The sequence below is a fragment of the uncultured Solobacterium sp. genome (genome assembly GCF_963550625.1).
Taxonomy (GTDB): Bacteria; Bacillota_I; Bacilli_A; order Erysipelotrichales; family Erysipelotrichaceae; genus Bulleidia.
In genome coordinates this window covers 1-19535 of the sequence record NZ_CAUVCV010000020.1, presented here as the reverse complement: position 1 = coordinate 19535, position 19535 = coordinate 1, and the positions used below count along the sequence as shown (strand labels likewise).

Here is a 19535-nt window from a genome sequence, read left to right as displayed (position 1 = left end):
CCCCATGTAATTTTAAAGCAGATTTTTCTAAAACCCCAAGTTATTTTACATTAGGAATTTAATTAAAATCCTTGCTTAAAGAATTTACGGAAGGCGGATACTTCTTCGGTAGATTGTGTTACAGAAACGCAGTACTTTGCACGTTCACCAATTCCTGGCTCGTAAGTAATTGGTTCAAGTTGGAAGGATGCCACAGGACTTTCCGCAATACAGTAGCCCATAGATGTACGTATTGATGAACCATTTTCTTTATTAAAGAATACTGGTTGGTCATATGTAGAAAGAGATGGGTCAACATAGATAACAACTACTTCACCAGTCTTATATCCTACGATAAAGTTGTAATGATGAGTGACTGACGCAATAACAGCACTATGGTAATTTTCGGAATGACAATATACCAGTTGGTAATCATCACCATTTGGAACAGCTTCATTAAAAATTTCGCGCATACGAGCTTTATTTTTGATGTTATCTTCGTCGGATGCACCTGTGAGTGCTTTTTTGAAAAACCCAAGAATATTCATACAAAATCTCCTTTATTACAAGTTATAAGAAAATTATAGTGTTGATTCCAATACTCTTCAACAGTAGAACGTCAAATTTGAATATTAAAAAACGTGATAAAATAGAGATAAGTTAGAGGTGATACTATGTTAGATAAAGGAAGACTAAGTCGTGTCATTGAGAAGATGACAACAGATTGTTTATTGATTACAGATCCTATTTCTATTGCATATCTTTGTGGAAAGAGAATAGAACCAGGAGAAAGATTTCTTGGAATATTAATTGGAAAGGGAATTGAACCAGTTTTGATTTTGAATCAATTATTCCGTTTTTCTGAAGAGATTGGTGTAAGAGTAGAGTATTATAAAGACACAGATAGAATTACAAAGGTCATTTCAAAGTTTATCGATAAAAATAGTAGTTTAGGTGTAGATAAAATTATGCCAGCTAGATTCCTAATTCCTATGATGGAAGAAAGCATAGCATCTGAATTTAAACTTGGATCTTACGCAGTTGATCATACACGTGCTGTGAAAGATGCTCGTGAACAAGAACTCATGCGTGCAGCATCTCATATCAATGACTTAGCAATGGCGGAGTTTAAGAAACTCATACATGAAGGTGTAACAGAAGTAGAGGTTGCTTCACAGATGTTAGATATCTACCTAAAGCTAGGCGCAAGCGGATATTCTTTTGAGCCTATCGTTGCCTTTGGTAAGAATGCGGCTGATCCACATCATATGCCGGATGACACGGTATTACAGGAAGGTGATACAGTACTCTTCGATGTTGGTTGTGTGGTGAATGGCTATTGTTCGGATATGACAAGAACCTTCTTCTATAAGAAGTATCCAAATGCAGAACAAGTAGAAATCTATAATCTTGTTCGCAAGGCTAATGAACATGCAGAAAGTTATTGTAAACCAGGTGTAAGACTATGTGATATTGATGCAGTAGCTCGAAACATCATCACAGATGGTGGTTATGGTGAAGACTTTACACATAGACTTGGACATTTTATTGGTACTGAAACACATGAATATGGAGATGTATCACAAGCATTTACAGATTTAACAGTAGAAGGAAATACCTTCTCCATTGAACCAGGCATCTATCATCCAAGTATCTTAGGATGTCGTATTGAAGATTTGGTTTTGATAACAAAGGATGGTTGTGAAGTACTAAATCACTATCCACATGAGATAGAAGTAATTGAGTAAATGTATAAAGGAGGATTATCCATTGATTCAGAACATGAAAAAGAGCAGACTTTTAATTCTATCAGTCATCGGAATGATTATTATTTCCCTGGGAATATTAACCTGGAATAAGCAAGCTAAGAAGGTTGGAGAAGATCTAACGAAGTATGACTATGTTGTAAGTTTCTATTCCATTCATCAAAATGGAAAGATGAATCCTCAAACTAAGATAGTTTTTGCAAATAGTGATACGGAACAACTAGAATTCAGCGATAAAGTAAATACTGCAGGTAGACTATTCCAAGAAGGAAATACAATCCTAGCATACTCTTTTAGCGGAAATAAATCATTACTCTTTGAATCAACAGCAGGGTATTCAACGTTCTCTATGTCCAAGGGTGTATTTGAATCAACCATATATACAGTGGAGCTTGCACTCAATGGGACAAATGGAAGAATTGAAGTGATTAACATTGATGATGGATCAGTAGGTGAAATACGTGATATGATCCGATACACAAGTCCAGATCATAAGGCAACTACATCACCAGTGGTTCATTCATCGATTTATCGTGCGGTTGAAATTGGTACTAAACTCTACTTTATTGGATACGATATGGTTCAAGATCAATATGAGCTATTTTATCTAGATGAAGAGACAAACAAGGTCGAATATGTAGACAACTGGCGTTATACTTCAGTTGAATTTGAAGAACTCTTATATGTAAATGGCAAAATTATCACGGTTGAAAATCCATACAATAGTCGTTTTATGGATGGGAAAGATTTATCAAAGACAGCTAGTTTAACAACTATGGACCCAGAAACATTAGAGCCAAAGAGTGTTTCACTAGATACAAAGAGAATCATTACTGCATATACGTATGGTGATCATATCCGTGTTGTGACAGAAAATAATCATCTATTGGAATACACAACAGACTTAGAACTAGTTTCGGATAAAGATTTATCTGGAACTGATTTTGCGAACCTATTTACGAATACAGAATATAAGTTACATGGTATTCGTTATTTAGGAGAGAAAGCAGCAGCGATTGTAACACCAAACTCAGAAACAACAACAGAATTAGGAAAAATCCTAGAATTTGATGCGGATACATTAACTCTACAAAAGAGTATTACAATTCCTCTATCAGAAAATATAGGTTGGAAAACAGATTTCACAGATTTACTGATTATTGAAAAATCGTGAATTAAGTGACTATAGATAACTAATGGAGTGATTGCATAGTTTTTACACATGGGGGGGGAATACTCATGAAGAAAATGTGTAGAATCTTAGCATGTGTAGGTACACTGTTACTTACTGCATGCACAGCATCAACCAACCGTAGTACACAAACAACATCTATATCCGTTACAGAACAAAAGAAAGAAACTCCTGAACCAAAGGAAACAGTTTCTCCAGAGGTGACAGAAGTACTCCATGCATACAATGAATTGTTAGATAACATTGATGCATATGATTTTGGTATGGGCGATACAGTCTCAGATCATGTAGCGTATGGCATCGTGTATCTGAATCATGACATCCCACAATTGATTGTGGAAAAGTTCTATGATGCTCAATTTATTGCAGTGGCCAAGATTTTTGGATATGATTCAGAAACCCAAACATGCATTGCCTCGGATGCTGTTTTCCAGATAGATAATCCATCTCAAATGAAATTGAGTCCATCTGAAACATATGGATGGTTTACGCTATTACAGGATTACAAAGGGCTGGTCTATACTGAAAATAATCGTAGTACACATGAAATTATCAAGATTGAGCTACTGACATGGGAAGATAATCAGTTAATCGTAAAGGAAATAACAAAAATGGAGTTCAATAGTCTTCCTAAGGAACCTAAGTTGATTATGCTCGGAATCAATGATCGTAGATTACTAGAATAGATATTTGAAAAAAGTGTATCCTGCGTTAATGGGATACACTTTCAGTTTGTTTTAACCATGATTGTAGTAATTGGATGTATTGATCAGTTGCCTCGGCGAAGACCATATGACGACAGTTAGGGAATAAGTGCCATGTAGAATGTTTGATGTTGTCATGCATTGTTTTTGCGACGAGTGGAGTGCATAAATCATTTGTTCCAGATATAATAAGAGTAGGAATATTGATATGCTTTAATTCATCTGTCACTTCAAAACCTGCAAGACTTCCGGTTGGTGTATATTCATTTGGGCCCCAACCATAGAGGTACGCTTCTTTTCCTGTCTTCTTTGGGCGTGTTAAGCAATCGGGTGCTTTGCCAACTTCGTAGACACCTGCACAATGTGCATGCATGAAATGAGTGTTTGCAATGATGTAGTCCTCACTTTCATAATTGCCTGTTTTTTCCGCAATCTCTATTGCACGTTGATCAGATTCAGACATGAAACGAATCATGCGATGTTGTTCACTTGCCCAAAGGGAAGCGGAAGATAATGTGCTAGATAGTACCAGGGATTCAACACCACTAGGGTTGTAATGTAATACATAGTCTAGCGCAAGCATGCCACCCCAAGATTGACCTAAAAGATGAACCTTTGTTAAGTTAAGATGCTTGCGTAGTGCGATTAGCTCATTGGCCCAAGTTTCAGGTGTCCATAATTCAGGGTGACCTTCAACGTAGGAATTTCCACAACCTAGTTGATCGTACATGACAAGACAATAATCGTCGCTAGCAAGTGGATCAAGTAGTTCAAAGTAGTTATGTGTAGAACCAGGACCACCATGTAATAGAACTAAAGCAGGTTTGGTAATATCACCGACAATACGGTAATAGGTTTGATAGTTTAAATATGGCATGTAGCCTTCTGTAATTTTCATATGCTTAGTATAACACGCTAGAGATAATGAATTTCACATTTTTATGGGAAACATATTGTCTGAAGGTTTTTTAGACAATACGTATAATTAAAATAGAGGGTTTATAGCATGGATAGACAGGATAGATTACTTTTCTTATTAATGAAGGAAAATGATCGCAGTAAATCAATTCGAGAAATTGCAGATCTTTTTGGTGTGACTGCTCGTACAATTCGTAATGATATTGAAGCACTCAATGATGTGCTTGTTTGTAATGGGGCAACTATCAAGACAGAACGTAAGGGTGTTTTAATCGAAATTCAAGATAAAGAAAAGTTAGAGGATTACTTGCAGTCTATCGAAAATAATCGTGAAAGAATTCTAACCACCCAAGATCGTGTTCGTCAGATTATAGAAACTTTACTTACTTCTGATGAAAGTGTACGTATGGATGACCTTGCGGATGCGATGTTTATCAGTCGTGCAACCCTCAAGAATGATATGAAGACAGTGCGCAATATTCTTGCGGATTTTGGTATTGAAATAGACTATCGTGCATATCAAGGTATGCGTGCAATTGGCAGTGAACAACAGTATCGTCTTTGTCTTACTCGAATTCAGATGGAAGAACCATTCTATACCCAACAACTACCAGAAAACAATCGATTAGATATCATTCATAAAATTATTACTGATAAAGTTGTAAAATACAATTTTATGATTTCGGATTTATCACTGAACAATCTAACATTCCATATCTATATCGCAATTCAGCGTATCCTAGATGGCAAAGTGATTCATCTTGGTAAAGAAACAGAACAGCAGATGGAAAATGATAGTGATCTTGCAATGACCAAAGCTATCATCCAGGATATTGAAAAAGAATTTGATGTAAAGTTTCCAGATAGTGAAGTGTATTATGTGCTAATGCATTTGAGCAGTAAGAAGATTATCCGGCTTAATAATGGACAACAAAGTAGTTCTGTTGTGGATGAAGATACATTTGAAATTGTTCTAGCAATGTTAGAAGCAGTCAATGAAACCTTCCGTATTGATTTACGGTATGACTTTGAACTTGTGACATTATTATCTTTACATGTCATACCGTTTAAAGTTAGATTACAGAATCACATTGCAAGTTATAATCCACTAGCAAATCAGATTCGTGAGCACTTTGTGCTTGCGTACTCAATGGCTACTGTTGCCTGCGGAGTTTTAAAGAAAATGTATAACAGATGTATCTGTAAAGATGAGATTGCATATATTGCACTACACTTTAACGTTGCACTAGAGAAGAAACGTGAGAAGCAGACAAAAGAAAAGGTGTTAATTGTCTGTGGAAGCGGACGGGCAAGTTCAGAACTATTACGTTATCAGATTGAGGAGAAATTTGGTAAGAATCTAGAGGTTGTTGGAACAGCAAGTCTCAATACACTCCATAGTCAAAATTTTGATGGTATTGATTATATTCTTACAACTGTACCAATTGAACAAAAGTTAAATATACCAGTCATTGAAGTCAATGCCTTTTTAGGCAAGAGTGCAATAGAAAATGTCCATGCGATGATTCAAAAGACACGCGACTTACAAATCTTCAACTACTTCCGTGAGGATATGTTCTTTGGTGATTTACCATATAACGATAAAGAAGAAGTAATCCATTTCTTGTGTATGCAAGCACAGAAGAAAGTTGATATCTCAAATGATTTTGAGAAAGCTGTGCTTGAAAGAGAAAGCGTTGGTGCAACCGCATTTGGAAATATGGTTGCGATACCACATCCAATCCACCCAATGGGTAAAGAAAGCTTTGTCGAGATTGGTATCTTACAAAAACCAATTCAATGGGATAAGGATACGGTACAAATTATCTTCCTATTATCCATGAAGGAGAAGGGTGATGATACCATGCCTGCATTCTATAAAGTACTCAGTCAAATTGTAAGTTCTGATGAATATACAAAGGAACTAATCCGTACGCAAAGCTTTGATAAATTACATGAGATTATTCTGAAGATTGAAGAAGAATCCGTATAGTGAATTTCCATTTCTAAATTGAAAAAAGCGAACTGTTCTCTACTACCGAATGGAAGGAAAATGTAGATACAGACGAAAGGAGACAAAAATGTTTGCAAAAGAATTAACGATTTTCACGGACAAAGTTTATCGTGACAAGTATGAAGCAATTGAAGATATTGCACATTTACCAAATGAATTTGTAAATAATTACGATGAGTATGCAAAGGCTGTCATTGACCGTGAAAACGTAATCGCAACCTATATCGGTTATGGTATTGCAATCCCACATGCGATTTCAACTGCTGTCAATCATGCATTTGTTATCTATGTAAAATTCTTGAATGGATGCGCATGGGCAAATGAAGATGGAGAAGACAGGGTAGATCACATGATGATGATTGGTGTGCCTGCTGATAAAGGATCTACGCAACATTTGAAGATTCTAGCAGAGCTTAGTAAGAATTTAATGCATGAAGATTTCCGTGAGAAATTCTTAAATACAAAGAGCCCTGATGAGTCTTACGAACTTTTGAAATCAATTGAAAAGGAGATGGAAGCATGAAATTAGTAGCAGTAAGTGCATGTACAGCAGGTATCGCACATACGTACATGACACAAGAAGCAATCGAGCAAGAATGCAAGAAGAGAGGCATTGACTGCAAGGTTGAAACACAAGGTGGTATGGGTATCAATAATGAGTTGGAACAAGATGAAGTTGATGCGGCTGATGTCGTTATCCTAGCTATCGCAATTGGCATTGAAGGTGATGAACGCTTTGATGAAAAACGTGATGAGGGTAAAGTTATCGAAGTTGATCCAACACAAGCAATCAAAGACATCAAGAAATTAATTGATAGAGCGGAGGCTTTGGCAAATGAGTGAGATGAATAATAAGTTGAAAGAAACTGGACGTAGTTTATTTAAAGCATTTAATACAGGTATCTCATACTTCTTACCAGTCATTATCGCTGGTGGTATGTTGTTCTCATTTACTTTATTTACAGGTCATATCGAGAATGGCGCAATTATTCCAAGTAATCAGTTCTGGCAGAATGTGTATAGCTTAGGTATTGCCGGCTTCTCCATGATGGTTCCGGTTATCTGCGGATACATCGCATACGCTATCGCTGGTAAACCTGCATTAGCTCCAGGTTTGATTATGGGTTATGTCGCAAATAATCCTATTGGGAAAGATCAATTATCTACAGGATTTATCGGTGCATTACTATTAGGTTTTATCGTAGGTTACTTCGTTAAGTGGATGAAGACTTGGAAGGTTATCGATTCCTTAAAACCAATGATGCCTACATTCTTTATTCCTCTACTAACGACATTTGTCATTGGTATCTTCTACATCTATGTTTTAACAGGACCTATCAATGCGTTTGTACAAGTTATCGTTGATGTAATGAATGGCTTAAATGGAACAAATGCAATCTTATTAGGACTTGGAATTGGACTATTAGCAGCAGCTGACTTTGGTGGTCCATGTTCAAAGGCTGCCACAGCATTTACACTTGCGCTAATGTCTGAAGGTATTTATGGACCTAACGGTGTATTCCGTATGTGCTGTGCAATTCCTCCACTCGGTATGGGTCTTGCGTCATTCATCTTAAGAAAGCATTATACAAAGGCAGATCGTTCTGTAGGTATCTCTGCATTCTTGCTATCCTCAGGTGGTATTACTGAAGGTGCATGGCCATTTGCTGGTAAGGACTTCAAGCATACTTGGATTGCATGTGCAATCGGTACAGCAATTGCTGGTGCATTAGGTATGGTACATGGTGTATCTTCTGTTGTAGCGTTTGGTGGTATCGTTGCGATTACTGGTGTCATTGAAGGACAAGTTTGGTATGTAGTAGATATGTTAATCGGTGCACTTATCATCGTGGCAATCTTAGCAGTCATAAAGAAACCATTAACAGCAGAAGAATTAGCTGAAGGTAATAAATAATCTAGAAAGCATAACCGCAATTATGCGATAAGGGATGTGGTATAAGTCACATCCTTTACTGTTTTTTAGAAACCAATTTTCAGTTTGGTTGTTGGATGCTTCATTTGAATGGGAAATAAAAAACACTTTAGATTCGTTGGCATCCAAAGTGTTTTGAGGATATCTAAAATATGTGATAGAAGGTAACTATTCTTTGATTTCTGAATCAATTTTATGCAGTGTATCAGCTAGTATCTCTTTTCTAAGCAAAGTTAGCCATGAAGAGAATTGTACAACATCAAATGCATAGGTTTGGTTGAGTTCATATTCGTTCTCTGACCATGTATCAATCGGTGATTCATTATGTTGGATGACGGCTTCTAGTTTATCTAAGGCTTTGTATATTTTGGATTCTAGGGTTTCTTGCTGGTTCATCTCGTTATATAGTTCTGTCATTCGGGCTGAGATGCTTTTAGGTAATGTATCTACCCATTGCGATAATAATGAATCTTCAATATAACGATCTTGGTCTGTTTTGAGGAATGTTGGAATATCGCCAGTAAAGCATTCGCCTAAATCGTGAATTAAACACATACTGATTACTTTATCAATATCTGCATTCGGAAATTCATCCTTCAAAAGAAAGGCCATAAGAGAAATTCTCCAACTATGTTCGGCAACACTCTCGATGCGTCTTTTACTTGTCGTACAGTGTCGTGTGGTATCTTTTAATCTTTCTGCGACATGTAGTATCTCTAAATATTCTCGTGGATTCATGGATAGGCTCCTTCTAAAATCTATTCTTGTAATGAATTCTTGTATTCATTTAAAACTATCTTTCTTAGTATATAACTTCTTGAAGTTTAAGGTGCATATTTTTCTATTTGCAGACCTTGAAACTTTTGTGGTGTTGATAATAGAGATTCAATCAGAGAGAAGATTTAGGGATATATAGTAATACAAATGGAACTTGACATTCTAAAAATGCGTGGTATCATATCATCGTTATCAAATACCACAGACAGTAACGGCGTATGCTTAATAAGGTTACCGAGGTAGATGAAAGTTCATATCAATGTACTTTTGCTCTCGCTGTCTGCGAGGGCTTTCTTTCTAAATGTGTATTCGATAACAGAGAATAGGAAGGTGAAGTATGAATCAGACTGTATTAGAGTCTAAGCAGGGTGTCGTTTCCGAAATTAAGGAAAAATTCACTAACTCTTCATCAACTATCGTTGCCGAGTACCGTGGCCTCTCAGTTGCTGAGGTTACAGAACTCCGTAGAGCATTACGTGCTGAAGGTGTTGAACTCAAGGTTTATAAGAACACATTAGCTAGTAAGGCTGCTGAAGATGCAGGGTATGGCGATCTTAAGGATTGCTTAACAGGTCCTAACGCATTGGCATTCGGTGGAGATGAAACTGGTGCTGCTCGTGTAATGGCTAAGTTTGCTAAGAAGCACAAGGCATTAGTTCTTAAGGGTGGTATTGTTGAAGGTAAGGTTGTTGACCTCAACACAGTAAATGAACTCTCTGCATTACCAAACAGAGAAGGCATGCTCAGCATGTTGCTATCTGTATTGAACGCTCCAGTATCTTCATTCGCACGTGCTGTGAATGCTGTTGCTGAGGCAAAGCCAGCTAACGGAGCTGCTCCGGTTGCTGAAGAAGTAAAAGAAGCTGCTGAGGCAGCTGCCTAAGAAAGAAATAGAAGAGGAGAAATTAATCCATGGCAAAGTTAACACAGGAAGATATCCTAGCATATCTTGATGAAGCTACAATTCTTGAACTAAATGAACTCGTAAAGGCTATTGAAGAGAAGTACGGCGTTTCTGCTGCTGCTCCAGTAGCAGTTGCTGCTGCTCCAACAGAAGCTGCTGCAGCTCCTACAACAGTTAATGTTGTATTAGCATCCGCTGGTGACTCTAAGGTAGGCGTAATTAAGGTTGTTCGTGAAATCACAGGTCTTGGACTTGTTGATGCTAAGAAGCTCGTTGATGGAGCTCCTGCAACAATCAAGGAAAACGTTGCTGCTGAAGAAGCTGAAGAACTCAAGAAGAAGCTCACAGATGCTGGTGCAACTGTTGAATTCAAGTAATCTAGAAAATAACAGAAAACACATGAAAAGCCGAATAATCAATTGTTCGGCTTTTCGGGTATTAGAAAGGAACGGTTAATGGCACATTATTTTACCGATAACCGAAATCTGGATGAGAACCGGAAGGAACATACTTTCCGGTTTTTAGACCGTTTATATATCTTTACGACTGACAACGGAGTATTTTCAAAAACAGGTGTGGACTATGGAAGTTATGTCTTGCTGAAAGCAATCAGCAAAGAAACTCTCCATGGTAAGGTCTTGGATATGGGTTGTGGATACGGAACGCTAGGCATCATTACAAAATCATTATTTCCTAGCTGTGAAGTCACAATGGCAGATATCAATCCGCGTGCTGTAGAACTGGCACAATTAAACTGTGGTTTGAACCAAGTAAAGTGCACTGCTCTTGTTTCGGATGGATACGCCGAAATCAAAGGCCAATATCATTTTATTATCACCAATCCTCCGATCCGAACAGGTAAGAAAGTTATCTATAAAATGTTCGAGGATGCATATAGCCATCTATTAGTAGGTGGTTCTATCTATGCGGTTATCCGTAAACAACAAGGCGCAGAAAGTGCTAAGAAAAAGTTTGCGGAAATATTTGGAAACTGTGAGGTAATCTCTAAGGATCGAGGGTACTATATTTTGCAAAGTAGGAAGTTGACGGAATAAAAAAGTTGTTTTATTATAGTAAATTGCAAAAGAGTCGAATAGGGATGGGGTTATTCTACCCTTTTTCGACATTTCTGGCGGTGCAGGCGAAAGGATGGCGAACAAATGGAAAATAAGCAGACATACCACGTTGTGCATTATGGCAACAAGGCAACTCGTAGAGATTATTCTAAAGTTAGCAGTGGTCTAGACCTACCTGATTTGGTAGAAATTCAGACTGCGGCTTTTGACTGGTTTCTAAGAGACGGTATTAAAGAAGTATTTAACGATGTGTACCCAATTTCAAACTATGCGGGCAATATTCGTTTGAAGTTCCTAGACTATGAATTCGGGGAACCAAAGTATTCAATTAGTGAATGCAAATACAGAGAAGTAAATTACAGCGCTCCTCTTAAGGGTAAGATGGAGTTAGAGGTTATGGATCCAGAAACTGGTGAAGTAATTACGAAGAATGAAGAGGTCTTCTTAGGAGACTTCCCTTTAATGACGCCAACAGGTACATTCATTATTAATGGTGCTGAGCGTATTATTGTATCTCAGATTGTTCGTTCTCCAGGTGCGTACTTTGATATTGAATCAGAAGAGCGCACAGGTCGCGATACATACAAATGTGAATTGATTCCAAGCCGTGGAACATGGTTGGAATTCATGAGTGATGATAAAAAAACTGCACTTGGCCGTATTTTAAATGTATCAATTGACCGCAGAAGAAAAGTATTAAGCTCAATCCTATTTAAGGCAATTGGTTTATCCTTGAACCTTGAACGTGGTGAAAATGCATTTGATACAACAAGCATGAAGAAGTTCTTAAAGGCATTAAACTTGCCTGTACATTCAGACGTTATTGTGCCAGAAGAAGAACGTGAATTCCAGAATGACTACATGTTATTGTATACAGCTATCTTCGGAAACTACGAAGAAGTTCGTAATACTCTTGCGGCAGATAAGACAAAGACTAAGAATGAAGCACTCTTAGCTGTATATGAAAACCAGCGTGCTGATGAAATCGCAACAATTGATGGTGCGGTTACTTTAATGGACGCTAAGTTCTTCGACTACAGAAGATATGACTTAACAAAGGCAGGTCGTTATAAGGTTCATAAGAAGCTAAGCGTCTTAGACCGTATGGAAGGCCTATCTCTTGAAAAGGATTTAGTAAGTGCTGAAGGCAAGACACTTGTAAAGAAGGGTGTTGTGATTGATAAGGAATTAAGAAATGAGTTGCGCGCTGAAATTGATAAGGGTATCAATTGCCGTGCATTACCATTTACACATACATTCTCACACCCATCAACAGCAGTGATGGATACATCTTGGAAGAATAGCTTAGTAGGACGTATCTTAGCAGTTGATTTAGATGGTAAGACAGAACGTACAACACTAGAAATGGGTACAGTTCTGACAGAAGAAGATGTAAAGGCAATCGCTAAGGAATTCAAGCAGGTAACTGTTTATGCCGGTATTATCGCTTCCCCTGTTAAGGTGACAAACGATAATGTCAATGCAGTTCTTGACTACGGTTCTCGTATGTTTGAAATCGGCCGTGTTACATTAAACGGTGAAGATTTAACAAACGCTGATGGTGAAGTAATGTGTCCAACATACTTACCAGATGTTGAAGTGACTAAGCTTTCTACAGCTGATCAAGAAACAATTGTGGCTGAGGCTACAAACCATTCAGGTGAAGTGACAATTTGGCTAGTAGGTGCTTGCGTACAGGAAGTTACTGTAATGCAGGAAGGTCACCCAGTGAACCTAATTGGTATTGACCCATTAAATGACAGACATACAATCACAATGAGTGATATGTATGCTCTATATAACTATGAACTGACAATGTTCGATGGTGTAGGTTCTCAAGATGATATCGATATGCTTGGTAACCGTCGTATCCGTACAGTTGGTGAATTAATTCAGAATCAATTCCGTATTGGTTTATCACGTATGGAACGTGTTGTTAAGGAAAGAATGTCTATTGCAGACACAGCAAACTTAACACCAAAGCAACTAACAAATATCCGTCCATTAACAGCTGCGATTAAGGAGTTCTTCTCTTCATCCCAGTTATCTCAGTTCATGGATCAGGAAAACCCACTTGCGGAGTTATCAAATAAGCGTCGTATTTCTGCGTTAGGACCTGGTGGTCTTACACGTGAACGTGCAGGCTTCGAAGTGCGTGATATTCATAACTCTCACTATGGACGTATCTGTCCTATTGAGACACCTGAAGGACCAAACATCGGTTTGATTTCGTACCTTACAACATATGCGAAGGTAAATGAATATGGCTTCATCGAAACTCCATACCGTAAGGTTGTGGATGGCAAGGTTACGGATGAAATTAAGTACATGCCAGCGGATGAAGAAAACGATCACGTAATTGCACAGGCAAACGAGATTAAGGATGGTCACCTTGTAGGTGATAAGATTATCGCTCGTATCAAGGGTGAAACTGTGATGGTTGACCGTAGCCAAGTAGACTACGCCGACGTATCTCCACGTCAGATTGTTTCTGTAGCGACTGCGTGTGTTCCATTCTTAGAAAACGATGACTGTACTCGTGCCCTCATGGGTGCCAACATGCAGCGCCAGGCCGTACCTCTGATGAACCCACATAGTCCATTTGTTGGTACAGGTATGGAACACGTGATTGCGCGTGACTCAGGTTCTGCTTGTGTTGCGACAGGCCCAGGTGTTGTTACATATGTTGACGCAACAAAGGTTGTTGTGGCAGAAGATAACGGTAAAGAGAAGACATATGAATTGACAAAGTATCGTCGTTCTAACGCTTCTACTTGCTTAAATCAAAGACCTATCGTTTGGAATGGTGAACGTGTTGAACGTGGCACAATCCTTGCGGATGGTCCAGCGATGGAAAACGGTGAACTTGCTTTAGGTCAAAACGTTACAATCGCGTTTATGACATGGCATGGTTATAACTATGAAGATGCGATTATCATGTCTGAAAAGATGCAATCGCAGGATTACTACACATCTGTACATATTGAAGAATATGATATTGAATGCCGTGAAACGAAGTTAGGTCCAGAAGAGATTACTCGTGATATTCCTAACGTCGCTGAAAGTGCATGCCGTAACCTTGATGGTCGTGGTATCGTCATGGTCGGTGCAGAAGTGAAGGAAGGAGATATCCTTGTTGGTAAGGTTACTCCTAAGGGTCAAACAGACCAAACTCCAGAAGAGAAGTTATTGATGGCTATCTTTGGTGAGAAGTCACGTGAAGTACGTGACAACTCCTTGAAGGTACCACATGGTGGTGCTGGTATCGTCCATAGCATCCGCGTATTCAAGCGTAAGGAAGACCATGAACTTCCACCAGGAGTAAATGAAGTTGTTAAGGTTTATATCGTTCAGAAGCGTAAGATTTCTGAGGGTGATAAGATGGCTGGACGTCACGGTAATAAGGGTGTCATCTCTCGTATCAACCCAGTTGAAGATATGCCATATATGTCAGATGGAACTCCTATCGATATTATGTTGAACCCATTCGGTGTGCCATCACGTATGAACATCGGACAGGTATTAGAAGTTCATCTTGGCTTCGCTGCTAAGCAGTTAGGTGTGAAGTTTGCGACTCCAGTATTTGATGGTGTATCTAACACAGACTTACGTGAAATTATGAAGGAATCCAACTCTTCACCAGATGGTAAGTATGTTCTATACGATGGCCGTACAGGTGAAGCATATGATGACCGTATCTCTGTTGGTGTCATGTATATGATTAAGCTTGCACACATGGTCGACGACAAGTTACATGCTCGTGCAACTGGTCCATACTCACTCGTTACTCAACAGCCATTAGGTGGTAAGGCACAGAATGGTGGTCAGAGATTTGGTGAGATGGAAGTTTGGGCTCTTGAAGCATATGGTGCATCTCATGTACTACAAGAAATCTTGACTGTGAAGTCAGATGATATTGCTGGACGTACAAAGACATATGAAGCAATTGTGAAGGGTAAGGATATGCCAGAAGCTGGTATTCCTGAATCATTCCGTGTATTAGTACACGAATTGCAGGCTCTTGCGATTGATGTACGTATGATGGATGACGCTGGTAATGAGATGGATCTCAAGCAGATGGAACAGGAAGAACTCAAGGAAGAAACAACACTTGACTTCGATCCATCTACACTTGTGAATGATGCGGAATCAAACGAAAATCTAACAATCAAAGATGAATTAGATGAAGAAATTCCTGAGGCAGCGACCGTAGGGTTCGATGACTTCGGGGAAGAGGATCAATAAGGAGGATGCTTAGATGAATATTAATAACTTTTCAGCGATTAAAGTCGGTCTGGCATCACCAGAAAAAATCCTTGCTTGGTCATATGGCGAAGTTAAGAAGCCAGAAACAATCAACTATCGTTCTCAGAAGCCTGAGCGTGATGGTTTATTCTGCGAACGCATTTTCGGTCCTACAAAGGACTGGGAGTGCGCTTGCGGAAAGTTCAAGAAGATTCGTTATCAAGGCGTAGTCTGCGACCGTTGTGGTGTTGAAATCACAAAGGCTAGCGTTCGTCGTGAACGTATGGGTCATATTGAACTCGCTGCTCCAGTAGCACACATTTGGTATTTACGTGGAATTCCTTCCCGTATGGCACTTCTATTAAACGTAGCGCCTAAGTCATTAGAAGAAGTTGTATACTTCGTATCTTGGATCGTAACAGACCCAGGTGATACAAAGCTTGAATACAAGCAGATTCTTTCTGAAAGAGAATACCGTGAAAATAACGCTATCTATGGTGCCGGTAGCTTCGTTGCACAAACAGGTGCAGAAGCTATTAAGACACTATTAGAACAGTGTGATGTTGAAGCTGAATATACAGCTATTATGTCTGAACTAGAAAAGTCTACAGGGGATAAGCGTAAGAAGTTAATCAAGCGTTTAGAAACAGTAGAAGCTTTCCGTAGTTCATCAAACAAGCCAGAATGGATGGTATTGACTGTATTACCAGTTATTCCACCAGATCTTCGTCCAATGTTACAGTTGGATGGTGGTCGTTTCGCTACTTCTGACTTAAACGATTTATATCGTCGTGTTATTACTCGTAATAACCGTTTAAAGAAGCTACTTGAACTTGGAACTCCTGCAATCATCGTTCAAAACGAAAAGCGTATGTTACAGGAAGCTGTTGATGCGTTAATTGATAACGGTCGTCGTTCCAAGGCAATTACAGGTGCTGGTGGACGTGCACTTAAGTCTCTATCTCACTCCTTAAAGGGTAAGCAGGGACGTTTCCGTCAGAACTTATTAGGTAAGCGTGTTGACTTCTCTGGTCGTTCCGTTATCGCAATTGGACCATACCTCAAGATGTGGCAGTGCGGATTACCTAAGGAAATGGCAATTAACTTATACAAGCCATTTGTAATCAATGAATTAGTAAACTTACAGATTGCATCTAACCCTAAGACAGCTGAGAAGTTGATTGGTCGTCAAGATCCACGTGTTTGGGATGTTGTGGAAAAGGTTATTGCTAACCACCCAGTATTCTTAAACCGTGCACCTACACTTCACCGTTTAGGTATTCAGGCATTCTTCCCACGCTTAGTTGAAGGTCGTGCAATCCGTGTGCATCCGTTAGTATGTCCAGCGTTCAATGCGGACTTCGACGGTGACCAGATGGCTGTCCATCTCCCATTAAGTGAGATGGCAAGAGCTGAAACTGAAGTCTTGATGTTAGGTTCTAACAATATCTTAGGTCCTAAGGATGGTAAGCCTATCGTTACACCTGGACAGGACTTAGTATTAGGTAACTTCTACTTGAACATGGAAGAAACAGCGGAAGAGTTTAAGAAGAAGGCAGATGCTCTAGAAAAGCTTGGTGAAAAGACTGAAGCAGCAAGATGGAGAAGATATAGTGAGAATGAAGGACACGTATTTAAGGATGTCAACGAAGTAATGATGGCATACCAGACAGGTGTTGTTCACTTACATAATCGTATCGCCCTTCCTGCAAGAGCAGTTAATAAGACAGGCTTTACAGAAGAACAAAATAACAAATACTTATTAACAACAGTTGGTAAGATTATCTTTAACGGTGTATTCCCTCCAGATTTCCCATACCTCAATGAGGTGACTCCAGAAAATCTAAAGGCAACACCAGATTCAGAGTTTGTTCCACTAGGTACAGATATCAAGAAGGAATTTGCTGGCCGTAAGGTAGCATCTGAATTCAAGAAGAAGGACTTAGGAAACTTGATTGCGGCTGTCTTTGACCACTACAAGACAAACGGCACATCAGATATCTTAGATAGCTTGAAGGATATGGGATACCTCTATTCAACATTAGCAGGTATGACTGTAGCCCTCAGCGATATCTCTGTCGCACCTAATAAGGAAGCGTTAGTAGCTGAAGGTCGTAAGAAGGCTGAACAATTCAACATGTTACGTGACAGAGGTCTATTAACACCTCAGGAATGGGAAGCTAAGTTCTCCTCACTCTGGAATGATGTTAAGAACGATGTTGGTAACAACTTAATGGAATCCATGGCACGTATGAACCCAATCAATATGATGGCCGTATCTGGTGCCCGTGGTAATAAGAACCACTTTACACAGTTAGCTGGTATGCGTGGATTGATGGCTCGTCCTACACAGTCTAAGTCCCGTAAGGAATACCAACCATCTATTATCGAAGTCCCAATTTACTCATGTTTCCGTGAAGGTATGAGCGTATCAGAGTTCTTTATCTCCACGCACGGTGTACGTAAGGGATTAACAGATACAGCCTTGAAGACTGCTGAATCTGGATACTTAACACGTCGTCTTGTCGATGTTGCGCAAGAAGTTATCATCGGAGAAGAAGACTGTGGAACAGAACGTGGATATCTCGTTAAGAATATCTATGAAGATAAGATTCTACGTCCAGATGAAAAGCCAGTATTAATTGAAGGTTTATTTGATCGTATCGTTGGCCGTTACACACAAAAGCCAATCTTAGATCCTAAGACAGGCGAAGTGATTGTTGAAGGCGATACATTAGTAGATGAAGACTTGGCACAGAAGGTTGTTGCGGCTGGTGTTGAAGAAGTTTACATCCGTAACGTATTTACATGTGAATCCACAAATGGTATTTGCCGTAAGTGCTATGGCCGTAACATGGCAACAGGTAACCTCGTTGAAGAAGGCGAAGCTATCGGTATCATGGCCGCTCAGGCGATTGGTGAACCTGGTACACAGCTAACAATGCGTAACTTCCACACTGGTGGCGTTGCGACACAGAATGGTGATATTACACAGGGTCTTCCTCGTGTAGAAGAATTGTTTGAAGCACGTGCACCTAAGGGATTAGCTGTCATCTCTAAGATTGATGGTGAAATCACTGATGTACATGATAATGAAAACAAGACAGGTACAGTTATTGTTGTATCTAATGAAAACGAATCTATCGAACACAAGTGCGACTTAACACAGGTGAAGCGTCAGAACTTAAATATCGGCGATCATGTATCTGCAGGTGATAAGTTAACTGAAGGTCCAATCGCTCCTAAGGAACTATTGGAAGTTGCTGGTGTAAGAGCTGTACAGGAATATATCTTGAAGGAAGTTAAGAAGGTTTACTCTTCTCAGTCCATCGATATTTCTGATAAGCACTTGGAAGTAATGATCAAGCAGATGTTAAAGAAGGTCATCGTTATCGAAGGTAATGATTCAGGCTTAAGTGCTGGACAAACATTATCACTCGCTAACATGAACGCAATTAACGAAGATCTATTGTTCGATGGAAAGAAACCAGCGAAGTTCGGTCCATTACTCTTAGGTATCTCCAAGTCAGCTGTTGAAACAGATTCATTCTTATCTGCTGCATCCTTCCAGGAAACAACAAGAGTTCTTACAGAAGCCGCAGTTAGAGGTAAGGTTGATAAACTTGAAGGTCTTAAGGAAAATGTTATCATCGGTAAACTTATTCCAGCCGGAACAGGTAGAAACTTTGACCGTGAAACATCACGTCGTATTGAAGAACGTGCAATGGAACTCAAAGAAATTCGTGAAGAAAAGGCTAGAGAACTCGCAGAGGCAACTGCAAACAGATTGCCTGATGAGATTCTCGGAAGCAATGCGGATGTGCATGTAAGTAGTGCAGAATCTGCTCTTGCTTTAGCTGAACGTATGAAATCAGAACATAACTTTGATTTCTAATGAATGCATGAAATGAAGCAGTCTGGAAACAGGCTGCTTTTTTCTATGCAGGCATGAAAAAAATTTTGAAAAAAGTTATAAAAAACATTGACATCGAAATAGATACTTGGTATATTAATACAGCACTCTTCG

Annotated in this window: 15 protein-coding genes and 1 other annotated feature; of the genes, 12 read left to right on the top strand and 3 right to left on the bottom strand. The window is 39.1% G+C overall.

What is annotated here, in order from left to right:
- Window positions 1-62: 62 nt before the first annotated feature.
- Window positions 63-527, bottom strand: a complete 465-nt coding sequence (locus RYK16_RS07765; RefSeq protein WP_314851681.1) for a hypothetical protein — start codon at window positions 525-527, stop codon at window positions 63-65.
- Window positions 528-653: 126 nt separating this feature from the next.
- On the opposite strand from RYK16_RS07765, the gene RYK16_RS07760 reads away from it, so the two are divergent.
- The 3 genes from RYK16_RS07760 (at window position 654) to RYK16_RS07750 (ending at window position 3623) form a co-directional block, all read left to right on the top strand.
- Window positions 654-1727: a Xaa-Pro peptidase family protein gene (locus tag RYK16_RS07760; protein ID WP_314851680.1), complete on the top strand. Its 1074-nt coding sequence runs from the start codon at window positions 654-656 to the stop codon at window positions 1725-1727.
- 22 nt (window positions 1728-1749) lie between these two features.
- Window positions 1750-2919, top strand: coding sequence for a hypothetical protein (locus tag RYK16_RS07755; RefSeq protein WP_314851679.1), 1170 nt, complete (start codon window positions 1750-1752; stop codon window positions 2917-2919).
- 65 nt (window positions 2920-2984) lie between these two features.
- Window positions 2985-3623, top strand: a complete 639-nt coding sequence (locus tag RYK16_RS07750; RefSeq protein ID WP_314851678.1) for a hypothetical protein — start codon at window positions 2985-2987, stop codon at window positions 3621-3623.
- 25 nt (window positions 3624-3648) lie between these two features.
- Here the strand turns inward: RYK16_RS07750 and pepI are convergent, their stop codons facing one another.
- On the bottom strand, window positions 3649-4539 hold the full coding sequence (gene pepI, locus RYK16_RS07745; protein ID WP_314851677.1) for a proline iminopeptidase: 891 nt from the start codon (window positions 4537-4539) through the stop codon (window positions 3649-3651).
- A gap of 108 nt (window positions 4540-4647) precedes the next feature.
- On the opposite strand from pepI, the gene RYK16_RS07740 reads away from it, so the two are divergent.
- The 4 genes from RYK16_RS07740 to RYK16_RS07725 all read left to right on the top strand — a co-directional run bounded on the left by RYK16_RS07740 (window position 4648) and on the right by RYK16_RS07725 (window position 8488).
- A complete protein-coding gene (locus tag RYK16_RS07740) occupies window positions 4648-6552 on the top strand; it encodes a BglG family transcription antiterminator (RefSeq protein ID WP_314851676.1) in 1905 nt (634 codons plus the stop codon).
- A gap of 88 nt (window positions 6553-6640) precedes the next feature.
- Window positions 6641-7096, top strand: a complete 456-nt coding sequence (locus tag RYK16_RS07735) for a PTS sugar transporter subunit IIA (protein WP_314851675.1) — start codon at window positions 6641-6643, stop codon at window positions 7094-7096.
- Complete coding sequence (locus tag RYK16_RS07730; RefSeq protein ID WP_006525790.1) at window positions 7093-7416, top strand: PTS fructose transporter subunit IIB; 324 nt, start codon at window positions 7093-7095, stop codon at window positions 7414-7416. Before RYK16_RS07735 ends, RYK16_RS07730 begins: the two co-directional genes overlap by 4 nt.
- Complete coding sequence (locus tag RYK16_RS07725; protein WP_314851674.1) at window positions 7409-8488, top strand: PTS fructose transporter subunit IIC; 1080 nt, start codon at window positions 7409-7411, stop codon at window positions 8486-8488. The genes RYK16_RS07730 and RYK16_RS07725 overlap by 8 nt, the downstream gene beginning before the upstream one ends.
- A 186-nt stretch (window positions 8489-8674) precedes the next feature.
- On the opposite strand, the gene RYK16_RS07720 is transcribed toward RYK16_RS07725, so the two are convergent.
- Entirely contained in the window at window positions 8675-9244 is a 570-nt protein-coding gene (locus RYK16_RS07720; protein ID WP_314851673.1) for an HD domain-containing protein, read from the bottom strand.
- 220 nt (window positions 9245-9464) lie between these two features.
- Window positions 9465-9588, top strand: a sequence feature (ribosomal protein L10 leader region).
- 32 nt (window positions 9589-9620) lie between these two features.
- On the opposite strand from RYK16_RS07720, the gene rplJ reads away from it, so the two are divergent.
- The 5 genes from rplJ (at window position 9621) to rpoC (ending at window position 19403) form a co-directional block, all read left to right on the top strand.
- A complete protein-coding gene (gene rplJ / locus RYK16_RS07715; protein WP_294208891.1) occupies window positions 9621-10166 on the top strand; it encodes a 50S ribosomal protein L10 in 546 nt (181 codons plus the stop codon).
- 29 nt (window positions 10167-10195) lie between these two features.
- Complete coding sequence (gene rplL, locus RYK16_RS07710; protein WP_314851672.1) at window positions 10196-10564, top strand: 50S ribosomal protein L7/L12; 369 nt, start codon at window positions 10196-10198, stop codon at window positions 10562-10564.
- Between the two features lie 78 nt (window positions 10565-10642).
- Window positions 10643-11242: a methyltransferase gene (locus RYK16_RS07705; RefSeq protein ID WP_314851671.1), complete on the top strand. Its 600-nt coding sequence runs from the start codon at window positions 10643-10645 to the stop codon at window positions 11240-11242.
- 105 nt (window positions 11243-11347) lie between these two features.
- Window positions 11348-15508: a DNA-directed RNA polymerase subunit beta gene (locus RYK16_RS07700; protein WP_314851670.1), complete on the top strand. Its 4161-nt coding sequence runs from the start codon at window positions 11348-11350 to the stop codon at window positions 15506-15508.
- 13 nt (window positions 15509-15521) lie between these two features.
- Complete coding sequence (rpoC, locus tag RYK16_RS07695) at window positions 15522-19403, top strand: DNA-directed RNA polymerase subunit beta' (protein WP_314851669.1); 3882 nt, start codon at window positions 15522-15524, stop codon at window positions 19401-19403.
- Window positions 19404-19535 lie beyond the last annotated feature (132 nt).

Coding starts and splice junctions, on each gene's coding strand:
- pepI (WP_314851677.1), bottom strand. CDS start 4,539: ATGAAAATTACAGAAGGCTACATGCCATATTTAAACTATCAAACCTAT.
- rplL (WP_314851672.1), top strand. CDS start 10,196: ATGGCAAAGTTAACACAGGAAGATATCCTAGCATATCTTGATGAAGCT.
- RYK16_RS07725 (WP_314851674.1), top strand. CDS start 7,409: ATGAGTGAGATGAATAATAAGTTGAAAGAAACTGGACGTAGTTTATTT.
- RYK16_RS07735 (WP_314851675.1), top strand. CDS start 6,641: ATGTTTGCAAAAGAATTAACGATTTTCACGGACAAAGTTTATCGTGAC.
- RYK16_RS07700 (WP_314851670.1), top strand. CDS start 11,348: ATGGAAAATAAGCAGACATACCACGTTGTGCATTATGGCAACAAGGCA.
- RYK16_RS07705 (WP_314851671.1), top strand. CDS start 10,643: ATGGCACATTATTTTACCGATAACCGAAATCTGGATGAGAACCGGAAG.
- RYK16_RS07740 (WP_314851676.1), top strand. CDS start 4,648: ATGGATAGACAGGATAGATTACTTTTCTTATTAATGAAGGAAAATGAT.
- RYK16_RS07750 (WP_314851678.1), top strand. CDS start 2,985: ATGAAGAAAATGTGTAGAATCTTAGCATGTGTAGGTACACTGTTACTT.
- RYK16_RS07765 (WP_314851681.1), bottom strand. CDS start 527: ATGAATATTCTTGGGTTTTTCAAAAAAGCACTCACAGGTGCATCCGAC.
- rpoC (WP_314851669.1), top strand. CDS start 15,522: ATGAATATTAATAACTTTTCAGCGATTAAAGTCGGTCTGGCATCACCA.
- RYK16_RS07720 (WP_314851673.1), bottom strand. CDS start 9,244: ATGAATCCACGAGAATATTTAGAGATACTACATGTCGCAGAAAGATTA.
- rplJ (WP_294208891.1), top strand. CDS start 9,621: ATGAATCAGACTGTATTAGAGTCTAAGCAGGGTGTCGTTTCCGAAATT.
- RYK16_RS07760 (WP_314851680.1), top strand. CDS start 654: ATGTTAGATAAAGGAAGACTAAGTCGTGTCATTGAGAAGATGACAACA.
- RYK16_RS07730 (WP_006525790.1), top strand. CDS start 7,093: ATGAAATTAGTAGCAGTAAGTGCATGTACAGCAGGTATCGCACATACG.